Source organism: Pseudomonas sp. SWRI68, from assembly GCF_014269165.1.
Classification (GTDB): Bacteria; Pseudomonadota; Gammaproteobacteria; order Pseudomonadales; family Pseudomonadaceae; genus Aquipseudomonas; species Aquipseudomonas capeferrum.
The window spans coordinates 26,522-43,160 of the sequence record NZ_JABWRU010000022.1 but is presented as its reverse complement, the minus strand read 5'-3'; the positions used below and the strand labels follow the sequence as shown (position 1 = coordinate 43,160).

The following is a 16,639-nucleotide window of genomic DNA, read 5'->3' as shown; positions in this document are numbered from 1 at the left end:
CGCCTTGCGGCCCCTTTCATTTAGGCGGGAACAATTCCAACTGTTCATGCGCCCCGCGCAAGTCCTTCAACCTCACCCCTACCCCCAGCAAGCGCACCGGCTTGCCACCCCGGGCAAACGCCTGCCGCAGTAACTGCCGATAACTTTCCAGGTCTCTGCCAGCCCCTGCCTGTTCCATCGTTGTCTGGCTGAAGTCATGGAACTTGACCTTGACGAAAGGCTTGTCTGGCCGGTAACTGCTGTCCATGCGGGCAATGCGTTCATTAAGGCTGTCGAGCAAGGCTGGAAGACGCTCCAGGCAACTGGCCAGGTCTGGCAGGTCAGTGTCGTAGGTGTTTTCCACGCTGACCGACTGCCTGCGGCTGTCGTTGTGCACGGCGCGGTCATCAATACCCCGCGCCAACCCCCACAACCGCTCACCAAAGCTGCCGAACTCGCGCACCAGCCCCAAGCGCGACCAGTCACGCAGGTCCAGGCAGGTATCGATACCCAGCCGCGCCAGTTTGTCCGCCGTGACCTTGCCAACGCCGTGCAACCTGGCCACCGGCAAAGCCGCGACAAAGGCTTCGACTTCACCCGGGGTTATGACGAACAGCCCGTTGGGCTTGCGCCAGTCACTGGCGATCTTGGCCAGGAACTTGTTGGGTGCAACACCCGCCGACACGGTGATATGCAAGGTACGGGCAACGCGCCGGCGGATATCTTCGGCGATACGCGTGGCGCTGCCGGCATACCACTGGCTATCGCTCACATCCAGGTAGGCTTCATCCAGCGACAACGGCTCGATCAGCTCGGTGTAGTCACGGAAAATGGCGTGAATCTCACGGGATGCCTCGCGATAGGCTTCAAAGCGTGGCTTGACGATCAACAAGTCAGGGCAAAGCTTGAGCGCATGGCGCGATGACATGGCCGAGCGCACACCATAGGCCCGCGCTTCATAATTACAGGTGGCGATCACCCCGCGGTGGTCGGCCGACCCGCCTACGGCCATGGGCCGACCGGCCAGGCGCGGGTCATCACGCATTTCGATTGCGGCATAGAAACAATCGCAGTCGACATGGATGATCTTGCGCAAGGACATGGATGACCGTCAGTACTGTAGATTCATACAGATAATATCGCATGCCTCCTACGCTGCAACAGATTGCACGCCGCTTGCCTCGACAATCGGCCTGAAACCCCCGCCGCGCCTGAGCCGCGTGCTTTGAGCGAGTGCTAAGGGTTTGAACGAAAAAGGTTTTTTAGGAAAAACGCTTGACATAGTTGCGTAAATCCGTAGAATTCGATCTCACAGGCGCGGGATGGAGCAGCCTGGTAGCTCGTCGGGCTCATAACCCGAAGGTCGTCGGTTCAAATCCGGCTCCCGCAACCAGATTCGAGAAAAGGCCACTGTTAACGCAGTGGCCTTTTTCTTTGCCCGTAGAAAAGCCATTGGCAAAAACTGGCGAGAAATCAATTAGTAGCGCTTGACACTGATTCGATTAACTGTAGAATGCGCCCCACAGACGCGGGATGGAGCAGTCTGGTAGCTCGTCGGGCTCATAACCCGAAGGTCGTCGGTTCAAATCCGGCTCCCGCAACCAGCTTTAAGAAAAGGCCACTGTTAACGCAGTGGCCTTTTTCTTTGCATCGAAAATGATGCCGAAGAAAAAAGATCGATAAATCAACAATTAACGCTTTACACAGTTTCAACAAGCTGTAGAATGCGCACCTCTGACGCGGGATGGAGCAGTCTGGTAGCTCGTCGGGCTCATAACCCGAAGGTCGTCGGTTCAAATCCGGCTCCCGCAACCATATTCGTCAGAACAAACCCCGCCTGTGTAACAGCAGCGCGGGGTTTGTTGCTTTACGCCCTCTGCATTTCGTCGCCTGGAAATGCCTTGCCATCAGCCTACCCCCAGGCTTGAGATGTCGCCCTTTGGATGAACTATCTTTAACCCTGCCAGGCAGCTGAAAGCGTCTGTGCCCGGAGTAACATTGGATACGTTTTCCTAAGGGACTTTCACTTGGCCGCACCTCGCCCTCACCTCGCGCTGCCTGCTCGGGGTATTGATTCATGACCTCCCATAACCCCGAACCTCCGGAGCCCCTTGCTTCGGTGCTACCCACGGCCGCGCAGCGCCTGCCCCTGATCGAGCGATTGAGCCGCTATCGTCAACCCATCAGCCTGGCGGTGACGCTGATACTGTTCGCCATGGCCCTGGTTGCCTGCCGCCACCTGCTCAGCGAGCTGGACATCTACGCCTTGCACGATGCCATGCTCAGCGTGCCGACGCAGTCGCTGCTGGGGGCCTTGCTGGCCACGGCTGTCGGGTTCGTGATTCTGCTGGGGTACGAGTGGTCGGCCAGCCGCTATGCCGGGGTAAAACTGCCAGCAGGCAGTTTGATACTGGGCGGCTTCAGCGCCTTCGCCATTGGTAACGCCATCGGCCTGTCGATGCTGTCTGGTGGTTCGGTGCGTTACCGCCTGTATGCCCGCCAAGGCCTGGGGGCTGGCGAAGTCGCGCGGATGACCGTGTTTGCCAGCCTGTCCCTAGGGTGTGCGCTGCCCCCCCTGGCTGCTCTGGCTACTTTGAGCGACCTGCCAGCAGCCTCGACCGCACTGGGCCTTTCGCCGGGGCTGCTGGCCGGCATCGCCGCAGCCGTGCTGGTGCTGGCTGCCGTGCTGGTGCTCGGGCTTTACCGCAAGCGCCTGGCCGAACAGCCCTTGGCCGACAACCTGCTGGTTCAGCTGGGCCGGCGTACCCTGCGCCTGCCAAACGGTCGCCTCGCCTCGCTGCAATTGCTGATCACCGCCCTGGATGTGGCCGCCGCCGCCACCGTACTGTATCTCCTGCTGCCAGAAGCCCCGCCATTTGGCGCTTTCATCCTGGTGTACCTGCTGGCCCTGGCCGCAGGCGTGCTCAGCCATGTGCCAGGGGGCATCGGGGTGTTCGAGGCGATCTTGCTGGCAGCCTTTGCCGACCAGTTGGGCGCCGCGCCACTGGCTGCGGCCCTGCTGCTCTATCGCCTGATCTATGTGGTGTTGCCGCTGCTGCTGGCGTGTGTACTGCTGCTGGCCAACGAAGCCCGGCGTCTGCTGTTCGCGCAACAGGCCATCAAGGTGGCCTCCGGCCTGGCGGCGCCGGTGCTGTCAATTCTGGTGTTTCTGTCCGGGGTGGTGCTGCTGTTCTCGGGGGCCACGCCCGAGATCGACACGCGCCTGGAACACATGGGCTTTCTGGTACCCCACCGCCTGATCGATGCTTCGCACTTCGGCGCCAGCCTGATCGGCGTGCTGTGCCTGCTGCTGGCCCAAGGCTTGCGCCGGCGCCTGTCCGCAGCCTGGCTGCTGACCACCACCTTGCTGCTGGTCGGCGCATTGTTGTCATTGCTCAAGGGCTTCGACTGGGAAGAAGCCTGCCTGTTGACGTTCACCGCCGCGCTGCTGGCCCTGTTCCGCCGTTCGTTCTACCGCCCCAGCCGCCTGCTGGAACTGCCCTTCTCTCCGGTGTTTCTGGTGGCCAGCGCCTGCGTGGTCGGGGCCTCGGTATGGCTGCTGCTGTTCGCCTACCAGGATGTGCCCTACAGCCACCAACTGTGGTGGCAGTTCACCCTGGACGCCGATGCACCGCGGGGCCTGCGCGCCGCCATGGGCAGCGCCGTGCTGCTGGCGGCTGTCGCCCTGACCTGGCTGCTGCGCACCGCACCGCCGGTCATCCACCTGCCTGACGACGCAGAACTGCAACGCGCCAACCGCATCCTGCTGGCATCCGACCAGCCCGATGGCGGCCTGGCCCTGACCGGCGACAAGGCTTTGCTGTTCCACCCGCGCGACAACGCCTTCCTTATGTACGCCCGTCGCGGTCGCAGCCTGGTGGCCTTGTATGACCCGATCGGCCCGGCCCAGGAGCGCGCTGAGATGATCTGGCAATTCCGCGACCTGTGCGACCTGCACCACGCCAGGCCGGTGTTTTATCAGGTCCGCGCGGAGAACCTGCCGTTCTACATGGACATTGGCCTGACCGCGCTCAAACTTGGCGAGGAGGCCCGGGTCGACCTGCGCCGCTTCGACCTCGAAGCCAAGGGCAAGGAGATGAAAGACCTGCGCTACACCTGGAACCGCGGTGGCCGTGACGGCCTCAGCCTGGAAATCCACGAACCCGGTCACGCGCCACTGATAGCGCTCAAGGAAATCTCCGATGCCTGGCTGGGTGGCAAGAACGTGCGCGAGAAAGGCTTCTCGCTCGGGCGCTTCAGCCCCGAGTACCTGCAGCACTTTCGCATCGCCCTGATTCGCTTCCAGGGCCGGCCGGTGGCCTTTGCCAACCTGTTGGAAACCCACGGTCGCGAGCTGGCCAGCCTCGACCTGATGCGGGCCCACCCTGAAGCTCCGAAGCTGACCATGGAGTTCATGATGATAGGGCTCATCCTGCACTACAAAAGCCACGACTATGCCCGCTTCAGCCTGGGCATGGTCCCGCTGTCCGGGCTGCAGCCACGGCGCGGCGCGCCCTTGACCCAGCGCCTGGGTTCAATGGTGTTCCGCCGTGGCGAACAGCTCTACAACTTCCAGGGGCTTCGACGCTTCAAGGACAAATTCCAACCGGACTGGGAACCCCGTTACATGGCCGTGCCTGCGGGGCTCGACCCGCTGGTGGCACTGGCCGACACTGCCGCCCTCATCGCTGGCGGCCTGACTGGATTGGTGAAACGCTGATGATCCGACGCTATTGGCTGTACCTGGCGATTCCCCTGCTGCTGGCCGCCCTGGGCGGTGCCGTGGCCTTCTGGCTATGGACGCGCCCAGCGCCTGAGGCGCACCTCGAACAGCTGTCCCTCAACAACCTCAGCATCACCCGCGTGACCCCGGGCGTGCACGCCAAGGCCCGGGTCGCCATCGGCGTCCCTCAGGACCAGGCTCTGACCGACAAGCAGTTGCTGGACCTGAGCCAGGCTGGGGAAGCGCAACTGGTGCAGGTTATCCTGCCACCCAACGACTGCACCCAGCAGCAACAAGCGCTGGACCTGGCAGCGACCCAGCTGTCCGAAAGACCGACCCTGGTAGCCGGTATCGGCCCAGGCGCGGCGCAGGCCTGGCGCTGGCTGGCGGCACAGACCGACGACAAGGCGCGGGCCATTTCCGTGGACTTCAGCCTGGAGCAACCCGGCTGCCAGGCCGCGCTACCCAAAGCGGCGGCCCATGGCCACTGGAACGTCGCCTGGAACGACAACCCGGATGACGCCAGCGCAGCCTTCGTGCGCGACCAGGCCAACGCCGAAACCAGCATCAGCGATTACGACATCCACTTGCCGCAGGTGCTCAAGTCACAGCTGACCCAAGCCCTGGTCGGCCACGACGGCAACGCCCTGGCCATTCCAGTAGTCGAGGTGCCGGCAGGGCAATCCACCGACACCGTCACCCTGTTCCTCTCCGGGGATGGCGGCTGGCGCGACCTGGACCGCGACGTGGCCGGAGAAATGGCCAAGCTAGGCTATCCGGTGGTCGGCATCGACACGCTGCGTTATTACTGGCAACACAAGACCCCCGAGCAGAGCGCCGCAGACCTGTCGGAACTGATGCAGCACTATCGCCAGAAATGGGGCACCAAGCGCTTTGTATTGACCGGCTACTCGTTTGGCGCCGACGTGCTGCCAGCGATCTACAACCGCTTGCCGGCCGAGGACCAGCAGCGTATCGATGCGGTGATGCTACTGGCCTTCGCCCGTAGCGGCAGCTTCGAGATCGAGGTGGAAGGCTGGCTGGGCAAGGAAGGCCAGGAGGCGCCAACCGGGCCGGAAATGGCCCGGCTGCCGGCGTCCAAAGTGGTGTGTGTGTATGGCGTGGAAGAGACCGACGAGAGCGGTTGCACCGAGAAGACGGCGGTGGGCGAGCGCCTGAAGCTGCCGGGCGGGCACCACTTCGACGAGAACTACCCGGCCCTGGCCAAGCGCCTGATCGGTGAGATCGAGACGCGCCAGGGCAAGTCGAGCGTGGCCGAGCAGAATTGAGCCACGCCTAACCCACTACGCAGATCAGGCACCCATTCAGATCTCGACCTGGGTGCCCAACTCGATCACCCGGTTCAACGGCAGATTGAAGAACCGCAGGTTACCGTTGGCATTTTTGAGCAAGAACGCAAACAGGTTGCCACGCCAGCGCGACATACCCTCCAGCCGCGAAGCAATCACCGTTTCGCGGCTGAGGAAGTAGGTGGTGCGCATCGGGCTGAAATCCAGGTCATCCAGATGGCACAACTTCAGGGCCGCCGGCACGTCCGGCTCGTCCATGAAGCCAAAATGCAACAGCACACGGAAGAACCCGTCGCCATAGGCTTCCACCTCGAAACGCTCCTGCTCCGGCACCCGTGGCCGGTCTTCGCTGACCACCGTCAGCAGCACCACCTGGCTGTGCAGCACCTGGTTGTGCAACATGTTGTGCAGCAGCGCATGGGGCACGGCGTCCGGCCGTGCAGTCAGGAACACGGCAGTACCTTCAACCCGGTGCGGCGGCTGTATGCGGATGCTGCTGATGAACACCGGCAGCGGCAGCGCCCCTTCATCGATGCGCTCGACGAGGATCTGCTTGCCGCGCTTCCAGGTACTCATCAGCAGATACAGCACACCACCTGCCAGTACCGGGAACGCCCCGCCCTGCACGATCTTGGGCACGTTGGCGGCGAAGAACAGCCCGTCGACGAAGAGAAAGCCCAGCAGAATCGGCACTGCCAGCACCGGCGGCCACTTCCATAGCAGCAACATCACCACCGACACCAGAATCGTGGTCATCAACATGGTGCCGGTGACCGCCACACCGTAGGCCGCCGCCAGGGCACCGGAAGATTCGAAACCGATGACCAGCAACACCACACCAACCATCAGCGTCCAGTTCACCGCACCGATGTAGATCTGCCCCTGCTCATCGCTGGACGTATGCTGGATGTGCATGCGCGGAATGTAGCCCAGCTGGATGGCCTGGCGGGTCAGGGAGAACGCCCCGGAAATCACGGCTTGCGAAGCGATCACCGTGGCCATGGTCGCCAGCCCCACCAGCGGCAACAGCGCCCAGGAAGGTGCCAGCAGGTAGAAGGGGTTGCGCGCCGCCTCCGGGTTCTGCAGCAGTATTGCGCCCTGGCCGAAATAGTTGAGCACCAGCGCCGGCAACACCAGGGCAAACCACGCGCGAGCGATGGGTTTACGGCCGAAGTGGCCCATGTCGGCGTACAGCGCCTCGGCACCGGTCAGCGCCAGCACCACGGCGCCGAGAATGGCCACGCCCATGCCGGGGTGGACGATGAAGAAGTTCACCGCCCAGCCTGGGTTGAACGCCCTGAGCACTTCCGGGCTCTGCGAGATGCCGTGCACCCCCAATGCCCCGAGCACCACGAACCAGGCCACCATGATCGGGCCGAACAGCTTGCCGATCTTCTCGGTGCCATGCTTCTGCACCAGAAACAGCGCCACCAGCACCACCAGCGAAATAGGTACCACCCAGTGATCGATGCCGTCGAAGGCCAGGCCCATGCCCTCGACAGCCGACAGCACCGACACGGCCGGGGTGATCATGCTGTCGCCATAGAACAGCGAAGCGCCGATCAACCCGCAGATGACTATCACGCTACGCAGCCGCGGGTGGGCCGCAGTGGCCCGCCGCGCCAGCGCGGTTAGCGCCATGGTGCCGCCCTCGCCCTGGTTGTCGGCGCGCAGGATGAACATCACGTATTTGAACGAGACCACCCACAGCAGCGACCAGAGGATCAGCGACAGGATCCCCAGCACGCCATCATGGTTGACCGGCACGCCATAGCCACCGGTAAAGACTTCTTTGAGCGTATACAACGGGCTGGTGCCGATATCGCCATAGACCACCCCGACTGCCGCCACGAGCAGGCCCAGCGACCGTGTCGCGCCCTGCTTCCCCGCGTGCCCGCCTTCGGCATGACTGCTTGCCTGAACCATCGACCACTCCCGCAGACGGCCCTCTCGGCCGATAGAATTCACCCCCACGCCAGGGCATGGCAGATGCCCGGACGCAACGGCGCGAAGCATAGCGCAGCGTTCGTCGCATTTCTGCTAGTCAAGTGACCTTGCGCTCGCTAGAATTGCGCACTTTTTGATCAGAGGCGCCAATAAGCGCCCGTCAAGATCGCCCCCGTTTCCGGCCGGGCGACCTGCATTCAATACCGAGGTTAGTCATGTCCACCACTCCCGCCACTCCCAAGGTAGGTTTCGTAAGCCTGGGTTGCCCAAAAGCCCTGGTCGATTCCGAGCGCATTCTGACCCAGCTGCGCATGGAAGGTTATGAAGTCGTGCCTACCTACGAGGACGCCGACGTGGTGGTGGTCAACACCTGCGGCTTCATCGACAGCGCCAAGGCCGAGTCGCTTGAAGTGATCGGTGAAGCCATCAAGGAAAACGGCAAGGTCATCGTCACCGGCTGCATGGGTGTCGAGGAAGGCAGCATCCGCGATGTGCACCCAAGCGTGTTGTCGGTGACCGGCCCCCAGCAGTACGAGCAAGTGGTCAACGCCGTGCACCAGGTAGTGCCACCGCGCCAGGACCACAACCCGCTGATCGACCTGGTGCCGCCGCAGGGCGTCAAGCTGACGCCGCGCCACTATGCCTACCTGAAGATTTCCGAAGGCTGCAACCACAGCTGCAGCTTCTGCATCATCCCGTCGATGCGCGGCAAGCTGGTCAGCCGCCCGGTTGGCGAAGTGCTGAGCGAGGCCGAGCGCCTGGTCAAGGCCGGCGTCAAGGAGATCCTGGTGATTTCCCAGGACACCAGCGCCTACGGTGTCGACGTCAAGTACAAGACCGACTTCTGGAACGGCCGCCCGGTCAAGACCCGTATGCTCGAGCTGTGCGAGGCGCTGAGCAGCCTGGGCGCCTGGGTGCGCCTGCACTATGTATACCCGTACCCGAACGTCGACGACGTGATCCCGCTGATGGCCGCCGGCAAGATCCTGCCGTACCTGGACATCCCGTTCCAGCACGCCAGCCCCAAGGTGCTCAAGGCGATGAAGCGCCCGGCCTTCGAAGACCGTACCCTAGCGCGCATCAAGAACTGGCGCGAGCAGTGCCCTGAGCTGGTGATCCGCTCGACCTTCATCGTCGGCTTCCCCGGCGAAACCGAAGAAGACTTCCAGTACCTGCTCGACTGGCTGACCGAAGCCCAGCTCGACCGCGTCGGCTGCTTCCAGTACTCGCCTGTCGAAGGTGCCCCGGCCAATGACCTGGGCCTTGATGAAGTACCGGATGAGGTCAAGCAGGACCGTTGGGACCGCTTCATGGCCCATCAGCAGGCCATCAGCAGCGCCCGCCTGCAACTGCGCATCGGCAAGGAGATCGAAGTGCTGATCGACGAAGTCGAAGAGCAAGGTTCGGTGGGCCGTAGCTTCTTCGACGCGCCGGAAATCGACGGCAGCGTGTTCATCGATGGCGACCACGGCTTCAAGCCAGGCGACAAAGTGCGTTGCCGGGTGGTGGATGCCGACGAATACGACATGTGGGCTGAGCCTGTCTGATCGGCGTATAGGTGTGAAATGCCCGGGGCTGCGTTTGCAGCCCCAACATCCGCCAGGCCCCCTCTGGTTTTTACATCTATGTTTTCCTCAATCCCCTAGAGGAATACACGGATGCGCCAGGTATCGACGCTACAAACCCCTCATCTTAGCGACTACCCCGAGCTGACCCAGGTCTGGGAGGACTCGGTGCGCGCGACCCATGACTTCCTGCCTGATGCCTATATCGTCCTGCTTCGCGAGCATGTACTGCGCCATTACCTGGACGCAGTGATGCTGATCTGCAGCAAGGACAGCCAGCAACGCATACAGGGCTTTGCCGGCGTGTCCAACAGGCAGGTCGACATGCTGTTCGTCGCGCCCGCCTGCCGTGGCATGGGCATTGGCAAGCGGCTGCTGCGCTACGCCATCGACGAACTCAATGCCGAACGCCTGGACGTCAACGAGCAGAACCCGCAGGCGCTGGGGTTTTATCTGCACGAAGGCTTCGAGGTGGTCGGCCGCTCGCAGACCGATGGGCTGGGGCAGCCCTACCCCTTGCTGCACCTGCGGCTGATCCGCACAGGGGCCTGAGCCGCCTGCCGTGTTGTCTCGCCAAAACGGCGTAAATGACACAGATTCCGAGCCCCTCGACCGCTCAGGCAGGTACAATGGCGGCCTTTCCCTGCCTTTGCGAATCACCGTCATGTCTGAGCCCGTCCGCCTGTCCAAACGCCTTATCGAGCAGTTCGGCTGCTCCCGCCGCGAAGCCGAGCTGTATATCGAAGGCGGCTGGGTCACGGTCGATGGCGTGGTGGTCGAGCAGCCGCAGTTCAAGGTCGACGGCCAGCAGGTCGCGCTGCTACCTGGCGCGCGTGCCGACAGCCTTGAGCCCGTCACCCTGCTGCTCAACCAGCCTGCTGGCCTGGACACCGAGTCGGCGCGTATCAGCATGACCATGGACAGCCTCAGCGAGGCGCACCGTGAAGGCGTACGGCCATTGCATGGGCATTTCACCAAGCTGTCCTGCATTGCCCCGCTGGAGCGCGGCGCCAGCGGCCTGCAGGTGTTCACCCAGGATTGGCGGGTTGCCCGCAAGATCGACGCCGACCTGCGGCGCCTGGAGCAGGAATACATCATCGAAGTAAGCGGCGAAGCCACGCCACAGGCGCTGGAGCGCCTGGCCCGCGGCATCATGCGCAACGACCGTGAACTGCCCAAGGCCAAAGCCAGCTGGCAGAACGAAACCCACCTGCGCCTGGCCTTGAAAAACCCGCAACCGGGGCAGATCTCCGAGCTGTGCGCCAGCCTGCGCCTGCAGATCATCAGCATGCGCCGCATTCGGCTGGGCGGTGTGTCCATGGGCAAGCTGCCACTGGCACAGTGGCGTTACATGGCCGCCAGCGAACGTTTCTAAGCAATACCGCCGCGCCAGATGGCGTGGCTCTGAACAGGATTGGAGTCAAATGAACCACAACGATGTACTGCGCAGCCTGCGCTACATGCTCAAGATCAATGATGCCAAGATGGTGGGCATCATCAAGCTGTCTGGCCTGGAGGTCAGCGCCGAGGCCTTGGCCAGCTACGTCAAGAAAGAAGAAGAGCCCGGCTTCGTGCGCTGCCCTGACCCGGTCATGGCGCACTTTCTGGATGGCCTGGTGATTCACCGTCGCGGCAAGGACGACAGCCGCCCGGCCCAGCCGGTGGAGCTGCCGGTGACCAACAACACCATCCTGAAAAAACTGCGGGTAGCGTTCGAACTCAAGGAAGAAGACCTGCATGTCATCCTCAATTCGGTCAAATTCCCGGTCTCCAAACCCGAACTCAGCGCCTTGTTCCGCAAAGTCGGCCATGACAACTACCGCCCGTGCGGCGACCAGTTGCTGCGCAACTTCCTCAAGGGCCTGACCCTGCGCGTGCGCGGCTGAGTGGCCATGCAGCATACGGTTTCACCGGTCGGCATCGTCCGCTCGTGCTTCAAGGAAAAGTTCGCCATCCCGCGCCAGCCGCAGTTGGCACCGGCGGCGCGTGGTGTGCTGGAGTTGCTGCCGCCGTTCGACCAGGGTGATGCAGTGGCGGGGCTGGAACAGGTCAGCCATGTGTGGTTGTTGTTTCTGTTTCACCAGGCCCTGGAAGACAAACCACGCCTGAAAGTGCGACCACCCCGCCTTGGCGGCAACAAGAGCATGGGGGTGTTCGCCACCCGCGCCACCCACAGGCCCAACGGTATCGGCCAGTCGGTGGTACGCCTGGAGGGCGTTGAGCCTGGGCGCCTGCTGCTGTCCGGGATCGACTTGCTCGATGGCACCCCAGTGCTGGATATCAAGCCCTACGTACCGTACGCCGACAGTGTTGCCGGCGCCAGCAACCTGATGGCCAGCGAAGCGCCTGACGCAATCGCCGTGCAGTGGCACGACAATGCCCTGCCCCAGGCCCGCGCGCATGCACTGCGCCTGGGTGAGCCGCTGGTGGAACTGATCGAGCAGTGCCTGGGGCAAGACCCGCGGCCGGCGTATCAGGTGCCACCTGCGGAGCGGGTGTACGGGGTGAAGTTCTGGGATGTGCAGGTGCGCTGGCATTATCCGCAGCCCACGCTGATCCGGGTGCTGGAAGTGGTCCAGGACTGTTGATCGACCCACGACGAAAAAGGCGACCCGAAGGTCGCCTTTTTCATTTCAGTTGCGCGATCAGCGAGCCGGGCCTTCGGCCACGCCGAGGTCGTCGGTCGGGCGGGTATCTTCCAGCGGGGCGCCACCGGAAGCCAGTTCCGAGGCCAGCTTGTCGTTGTCCATTTCGTTGACCCACTTGGCCACGACCACGGTAGCGACAGCGTTGCCAACCAGGTTGGTCAGGGCGCGGGCTTCGGACATGAAGCGGTCGATGCCGAGGATCAGCGCCAGGCCGGCAACCGGCAGGTGGCCAACTGCAGACAACGTAGCGGCCAGTACGATGAAGCCCGAACCGGTTACACCAGCAGCGCCTTTGGAGGCCACCAGCAGCACCAGCAGCAGGGTGATCTGGTGGGTGATGTCCATGGTGGTGTCAGTCGCCTGGGCGATGAACACAGCGGCCATGGTCAGGTAGATCGAAGTACCGTCGAGGTTGAACGAGTAACCGGTCGGGATAACCAGGCCAACCACGGATTTCTTCGCACCCAGGCGCTCCATCTTGGCCAGCATGCGGGGCAAGGCGGACTCGGAGGAGGACGTGCCCAGCACGATCATCAGCTCTTCACGGATGTAGCGGATCAGCTTGATGACGCTGAAGCCGTGGGCGCGGCAGATACCACCGAGCACCACCAGGACGAACAGCAGGCAGGTCACGTAGAAGCAGGCCATCAGGTAGCCCAGCTGCACCAGCGAACCCACGCCGTACTGGCCGATGGTGAAGGCCATGGCACCGAAGGCACCGACCGGGGCCAGCTTCATGATCATGTTGATGATGTTGAACATGACATGGGCGAAGCGGTCGATCAGGTCCAGCACCGGCTTGCCGTAGCTGCCCAGGCGATGCAGGGCGAAACCGAAGATCACCGAGAACATCAGCACTTGCAGGATGTCGCCGTTGGCGAAGGCACCGACCACGGTGTTGGGGATGATATTGAGCAGGAAGCCAACGGTGGTCTGCTGCGCGCCGGCGGCGGCATAAGCGGCCACGCTGCTGGCGTTCAGGGTGGTGACGTCGATGTGCATGCCAGCGCCCGGCTTGACCACGTTGACGACGACGAGGCCGATGATCAGGGCGATGGTGGAGACGATTTCAAAGTACAGGAGCGCGTAGCCGCCGGTCTTGCCTACCGACTTCATGCTCTGCATGCCAGCGATGCCACTGACCACGGTGCAGAAGATGATGGGGGCGATGACCATCTTGATCAGTTTGACGAAGCCGTCACCCAGCGGTTTGAGGGCGACACCGGTTTCAGGATAGAAGTGGCCGAGCAGGATGCCGATGGTGATGGCGACCAACACCTGGATATACAGGGATTTGTACAGCGGCTGACGTGTCGTCATGGCTAATTTCCTCAAGTGTGCCGGTTTTCACCCTTCCCAGGGTGAGGGCACCTGAATCGCTAACCCTCCTGCACTTGGAGGGATTTGTCGTTGTGTTCGAGTTGCCTTTGCAGGCCTCTGCCAGGATCAATAGCAAGGGCAATGCCAAAATGCCCATGAAGGGTGCAAAGGCACTGTTTGCTAGGGGTCACTGCCCAACGACAGGGCGAAAATGCTGAGGAAGGCTGGCGGATATCCGCCCGGTGGCGGATTTTGTACAGGGGACGATGGCGGGAATCCGCCCGCTATGGGTTCCCCCGCGAAAGGGCTGCCCCTGGCCGCACGTCAATCCAGCCTGAAGGTGACCCGGAACGCCGCGCCGCCCAGTGGCGAATCCCCCAGGCTCAAGCTGGCGTCATAGCTGTCGACGATATCCTTGACCACCGCCAGGCCGATGCCCTGCCCCGGGTGTTGGCTGTCCAGCCGCTCGCCGCGCTCAAGAATGCGCTCGCGCTGATCGGCCGGCACCCCGGGCCCATCGTCTTCGATGCACAGGGTCAGTTGGCCTGGCGCTTGTTCCAGGCTCACCCGCACCTGGCCCAGGCTCAACCGGTAGGCGTTCTCCAGCAGGTTGCCGAGCAGTTCCAATAAGGCGCCCTGCTCCATCGGCACCTGCGCGGCCTCGGGTATTTCCAGCAGCACGCTGACGCGCTTGTCCCGATAGACCTTGTCCAGCGTGCTGCACAAGCTGTCGAGCAACGGTTTGAGGTGCACGCTGTGGCGCACCAGGCCGCTCTTGCGCAAACTGGCGCGCTGCAGTTGATAGTCGATCTGCTGGCTCATGCGCTCGATCTGGCTTTGCAGCACCCGCGCCTGCTCGCGCTCACCACTGCGCTGGCGCAGGCTCTCGCCCACCCCCTGCAACACCGCCAGCGGTGTCTTGAGGCTATGCGCCAGGTCATCCAGGGAATCTCGGTAGCGCTGGCGTTGCTCGCGCTCGCTGTGCAACAGGCGGTTCAACGAACCGGTCAGGCGCAGCAGTTCACGCGGGTGCTCGCGGCTCAACCCATCACGCGCGCCAGCCTCGACCTCGTCCAGCTCCCGGCTCAGCCGCCGCAGCGAACGCAGGCCCCAGGTCAGGCCAGCCCACAGCAGTACCAGCAGCGCCAGCAGGGCTGCGCCAAAGCCCAGGTAGAGCTTTTCACGCAGGCCATCGAGGGTGTGCTGGTACTCGCGCACCGGTTGCAGCGCAACGATGCTGTAGGCCGCACTCTGGCCGCCGAGCAGTTTTATTTCGACGTCATAGACGAAGAACTCTTCGCCATCGCCTTGGTGGATGCGGGCGAATTCGTTGCCACGCCCGTCGTAGCGTGGCCGGTAGTTGACGTTCTGGTCTGCAGTGGCCCGCGACTGCCACACCAGATGGCCTTCACGGTCGAAGATATAGCCAAGCAGGCCGGTGTACGGCAGGTTGTAGCGTTCGTCCGGCAACAGTGTCGGCATCTGCAACTGGCCGTGTTCGATGCGTGCTGCGGAGATCAACGTGGTCACATCCGAGGCCAGGCGTTGCTCGATGGATTCCTGCAGGGCAAGGCTGAAGGCCTTCTGCAAGGCAGGCAGCAGCGCCAGCATGAACAGCAGCGCCAGCACTGCGGCCGCCAGCATCAGGCGCACCCGCAGGGAACGGATCATCGGCAGCGCTCGGTGAACAGGTAACCCAGGCCACGTACCGTATCGATGGGCTTGAAGCCTCGTTCGCCCTCGAGCTTGCGACGCAGGCGCCCGACCAGCACTTCGATGACATTGGGGTCACGCTCCTCATCGCCCGGGTACAGCTGCTCCATCAGGCGGTCCTTGGCCACCACCTGCTGGTGATGGCGCATGAGGTATTCGAGGATGCGGTATTCGTAGGCGGTCAGGGCCAGGGGCTGATCGTCCAGGGTCGCCTGCTTGCGGTTGAGGTCGAGTACCAGTGGCCCGGCGGCGATGGTCGACTGGGTGAAACCGCTGGAGCGGCGCAGCAGGGCGTTGAGGCGCGCTTCGAGCTCTTCGAACTGGAAGGGCTTGACCAGGTAGTCGTCGGCACCGGCGGCCAGGCCTTCGACCTTGTCCTGCCAGTTGCCACGGGCGGTGAGGATGAGAATGGGGAAGGTCTTGTCCTGGCTGCGCAGGCGACCAATGAGTTCGAGGCCGCTCATGCCCGGCAGCCCCAGGTCGATCACGGCCAGGTCAAAGTGGTACTGCTCGGCCTGGTACAGCGCTTCTTCGGCATCGGCCACCGCCTCGACCACATGGCCGCTTTCGCCCAGGCGCGTGTAGAGGTGATGGCGAAGCAGGGCTTCGTCCTCGACCACCAGCAGTTTCATGTGCAGCTCCTTTTTTATGGCCTGTACTGCCCTGTGCGCGGGTTTACCCGCGCACAGGGCAGTCCAGGATAACAACTACCTCAGAACTTGTAGTTGGCCGACAGATACGTCTGTGCACTGCTGGTCAGGCGCAGGGTGCCGTCCTTGGGCCCACCGCTTTGGCCGACTTCGGTCGCGGCATTGGTGCGCAGGTAACGGTAGCCCAGTTCCACCGACGCCTTGTCGGTAATCTCCTGGATCACACCGGCCTGCAGGCCGACCGCGTAGCCGTAGTCGGTATCACGGCTGGCACCTGGCGAATCCTGGGTCAGCTTGGTCATGCCCAGGCTGCCACCGCCGAACAGCTTGGTGGTGTCGCCCACCGGCAGGAACAGGTCATAGCTGCCCAGCAGGTTTTCCTGGCGCAGCTTGAGGCCGCTGTGGTCGCCCGAGACGTTGTCGTAGGTCATGTAGTAGCGACCCTGGTCATTGATTTTGCCCAGACGCACCCCCCAGGTGTCGTCCTTGCCGATGATGCCGTCGGCGTTCAGGTTGTCGGTGTTGCGCTGCAGCAGGCCGGACTTGCGGACTTTGTCGCTGGTCTGGCCGTAGGTCAGGCTGGCGAAATTGTCATCGGCGGCCTGGACGGTGGTGATGCCAGCGGCGCAAACGGCCATGGCAGCGAGCAGGGTGTTGAAGGATTTCATGGCTTCGTACTCCAGTTGGATGCGCTGTTTCGGTCTGGAAGCTAGAGTAAGGAGGGCACCCTGAACCGTGACTGAACCCTGGCTGAACCGCGGCTGAACGAACCGTTTGCGATGAA

13 protein-coding genes and 3 tRNA genes are annotated in these 16,639 nt (G+C 62.9%); 10 read left to right on the top strand and 6 right to left on the bottom strand.

Features of this window, described 5'->3' with window-relative positions; genetic code table 11:
• Window positions 1–16: 16 nt before the first annotated feature.
• On the bottom strand, window positions 17–1,075 hold the full coding sequence (gene dinB, locus HU770_RS23035) for a DNA polymerase IV (protein ID WP_186658513.1): 1,059 nt from the start codon (window positions 1,073–1,075) through the stop codon (window positions 17–19).
• Window positions 1,076–1,295: 220 nt separating this feature from the next.
• Between dinB and HU770_RS23030 the strand changes: the two genes are divergently transcribed.
• The 5 genes from HU770_RS23030 to HU770_RS23010 all read left to right on the top strand — a co-directional run bounded on the left by HU770_RS23030 (window position 1,296) and on the right by HU770_RS23010 (window position 5,991).
• Window positions 1,296–1,372 (top strand) — tRNA-Met (locus HU770_RS23030).
• Between the two features lie 134 nt (window positions 1,373–1,506).
• Window positions 1,507–1,583: transfer RNA gene (locus HU770_RS23025), tRNA-Met, on the top strand.
• A 134-nt stretch (window positions 1,584–1,717) separates the two neighbouring features.
• Window positions 1,718–1,794: transfer RNA gene (locus tag HU770_RS23020), tRNA-Met, on the top strand.
• Between the two features lie 262 nt (window positions 1,795–2,056).
• Window positions 2,057–4,699, top strand: coding sequence for a bifunctional lysylphosphatidylglycerol flippase/synthetase MprF (mprF, locus tag HU770_RS23015; RefSeq protein ID WP_186665709.1), 2,643 nt, complete (start codon window positions 2,057–2,059; stop codon window positions 4,697–4,699).
• Complete coding sequence (locus tag HU770_RS23010; protein ID WP_186665707.1) at window positions 4,699–5,991, top strand: virulence factor family protein; 1,293 nt, start codon at window positions 4,699–4,701, stop codon at window positions 5,989–5,991. Before mprF ends, HU770_RS23010 begins: the two co-directional genes overlap by 1 nt.
• A 36-nt stretch (window positions 5,992–6,027) precedes the next feature.
• Here the strand turns inward: HU770_RS23010 and HU770_RS23005 are convergent, their stop codons facing one another.
• Window positions 6,028–7,938 carry a potassium transporter Kup gene (locus tag HU770_RS23005; protein ID WP_186665705.1) on the bottom strand — a complete coding sequence of 637 codons (1,911 nt, stop codon included), beginning with the start codon at window positions 7,936–7,938 and terminating at the stop codon, window positions 6,028–6,030.
• 236 nt (window positions 7,939–8,174) lie between these two features.
• Between HU770_RS23005 and rimO the strand changes: the two genes are divergently transcribed.
• The 5 genes from rimO (at window position 8,175) to tsaA (ending at window position 12,112) form a co-directional block, all read left to right on the top strand.
• On the top strand, window positions 8,175–9,506 hold the full coding sequence (rimO, locus tag HU770_RS23000) for a 30S ribosomal protein S12 methylthiotransferase RimO (RefSeq protein ID WP_033699866.1): 1,332 nt from the start codon (window positions 8,175–8,177) through the stop codon (window positions 9,504–9,506).
• A 111-nt stretch (window positions 9,507–9,617) separates the two neighbouring features.
• On the top strand, window positions 9,618–10,076 hold the full coding sequence (locus tag HU770_RS22995) for a GNAT family N-acetyltransferase (RefSeq protein ID WP_033699869.1): 459 nt from the start codon (window positions 9,618–9,620) through the stop codon (window positions 10,074–10,076).
• A 112-nt stretch (window positions 10,077–10,188) separates the two neighbouring features.
• Complete coding sequence (locus tag HU770_RS22990) at window positions 10,189–10,899, top strand: rRNA pseudouridine synthase (RefSeq protein ID WP_033699870.1); 711 nt, start codon at window positions 10,189–10,191, stop codon at window positions 10,897–10,899.
• A gap of 49 nt (window positions 10,900–10,948) precedes the next feature.
• Window positions 10,949–11,410, top strand: a complete 462-nt coding sequence (locus HU770_RS22985) for a DUF1456 family protein (protein ID WP_186658291.1) — start codon at window positions 10,949–10,951, stop codon at window positions 11,408–11,410.
• 6 nt (window positions 11,411–11,416) lie between these two features.
• Window positions 11,417–12,112: a tRNA (N6-threonylcarbamoyladenosine(37)-N6)-methyltransferase TrmO gene (tsaA, locus tag HU770_RS22980; protein WP_047583258.1), complete on the top strand. Its 696-nt coding sequence runs from the start codon at window positions 11,417–11,419 to the stop codon at window positions 12,110–12,112.
• Between the two features lie 57 nt (window positions 12,113–12,169).
• On the opposite strand, the gene HU770_RS22975 is transcribed toward tsaA, so the two are convergent.
• The 4 genes from HU770_RS22975 to HU770_RS22960 all read right to left on the bottom strand — a co-directional run bounded on the left by HU770_RS22975 (window position 12,170) and on the right by HU770_RS22960 (window position 16,523).
• Window positions 12,170–13,492 carry a dicarboxylate/amino acid:cation symporter gene (locus tag HU770_RS22975; RefSeq protein WP_186658288.1) on the bottom strand — a complete coding sequence of 441 codons (1,323 nt, stop codon included), beginning with the start codon at window positions 13,490–13,492 and terminating at the stop codon, window positions 12,170–12,172.
• 324 nt (window positions 13,493–13,816) lie between these two features.
• Entirely contained in the window at window positions 13,817–15,163 is a 1,347-nt protein-coding gene (locus HU770_RS22970; RefSeq protein WP_033699876.1) for an ATP-binding protein, read from the bottom strand.
• Entirely contained in the window at window positions 15,160–15,837 is a 678-nt protein-coding gene (locus HU770_RS22965) for a response regulator (protein WP_033699878.1), read from the bottom strand. The genes HU770_RS22970 and HU770_RS22965 overlap by 4 nt, the downstream gene beginning before the upstream one ends.
• A gap of 80 nt (window positions 15,838–15,917) precedes the next feature.
• Complete coding sequence (locus HU770_RS22960) at window positions 15,918–16,523, bottom strand: outer membrane beta-barrel protein (RefSeq protein WP_033699880.1); 606 nt, start codon at window positions 16,521–16,523, stop codon at window positions 15,918–15,920.
• Between the last annotated feature and the right edge of the window lie 116 nt (window positions 16,524–16,639).

What these genes read in the sequence shown, in the direction of transcription:
- HU770_RS22985 (WP_186658291.1), top strand. Translation starts at nt 10,949, where the DNA reads ATGAACCACAACGATGTACTGCGCAGCCTGCGCTACATGCTCAAGATC.
- rimO (WP_033699866.1), top strand. Translation starts at nt 8,175, where the DNA reads ATGTCCACCACTCCCGCCACTCCCAAGGTAGGTTTCGTAAGCCTGGGT.
- HU770_RS23005 (WP_186665705.1), bottom strand. Translation starts at nt 7,938, where the DNA reads ATGGTTCAGGCAAGCAGTCATGCCGAAGGCGGGCACGCGGGGAAGCAG.
- HU770_RS22995 (WP_033699869.1), top strand. Translation starts at nt 9,618, where the DNA reads ATGCGCCAGGTATCGACGCTACAAACCCCTCATCTTAGCGACTACCCC.
- HU770_RS22960 (WP_033699880.1), bottom strand. Translation starts at nt 16,523, where the DNA reads ATGAAATCCTTCAACACCCTGCTCGCTGCCATGGCCGTTTGCGCCGCT.
- HU770_RS22970 (WP_033699876.1), bottom strand. Translation starts at nt 15,163, where the DNA reads ATGATCCGTTCCCTGCGGGTGCGCCTGATGCTGGCGGCCGCAGTGCTG.
- tsaA (WP_047583258.1), top strand. Translation starts at nt 11,417, where the DNA reads ATGCAGCATACGGTTTCACCGGTCGGCATCGTCCGCTCGTGCTTCAAG.
- HU770_RS22965 (WP_033699878.1), bottom strand. Translation starts at nt 15,837, where the DNA reads ATGAAACTGCTGGTGGTCGAGGACGAAGCCCTGCTTCGCCATCACCTC.
- HU770_RS22975 (WP_186658288.1), bottom strand. Translation starts at nt 13,492, where the DNA reads ATGACGACACGTCAGCCGCTGTACAAATCCCTGTATATCCAGGTGTTG.
- HU770_RS23010 (WP_186665707.1), top strand. Translation starts at nt 4,699, where the DNA reads ATGATCCGACGCTATTGGCTGTACCTGGCGATTCCCCTGCTGCTGGCC.
- HU770_RS22990 (WP_033699870.1), top strand. Translation starts at nt 10,189, where the DNA reads ATGTCTGAGCCCGTCCGCCTGTCCAAACGCCTTATCGAGCAGTTCGGC.
- mprF (WP_186665709.1), top strand. Translation starts at nt 2,057, where the DNA reads ATGACCTCCCATAACCCCGAACCTCCGGAGCCCCTTGCTTCGGTGCTA.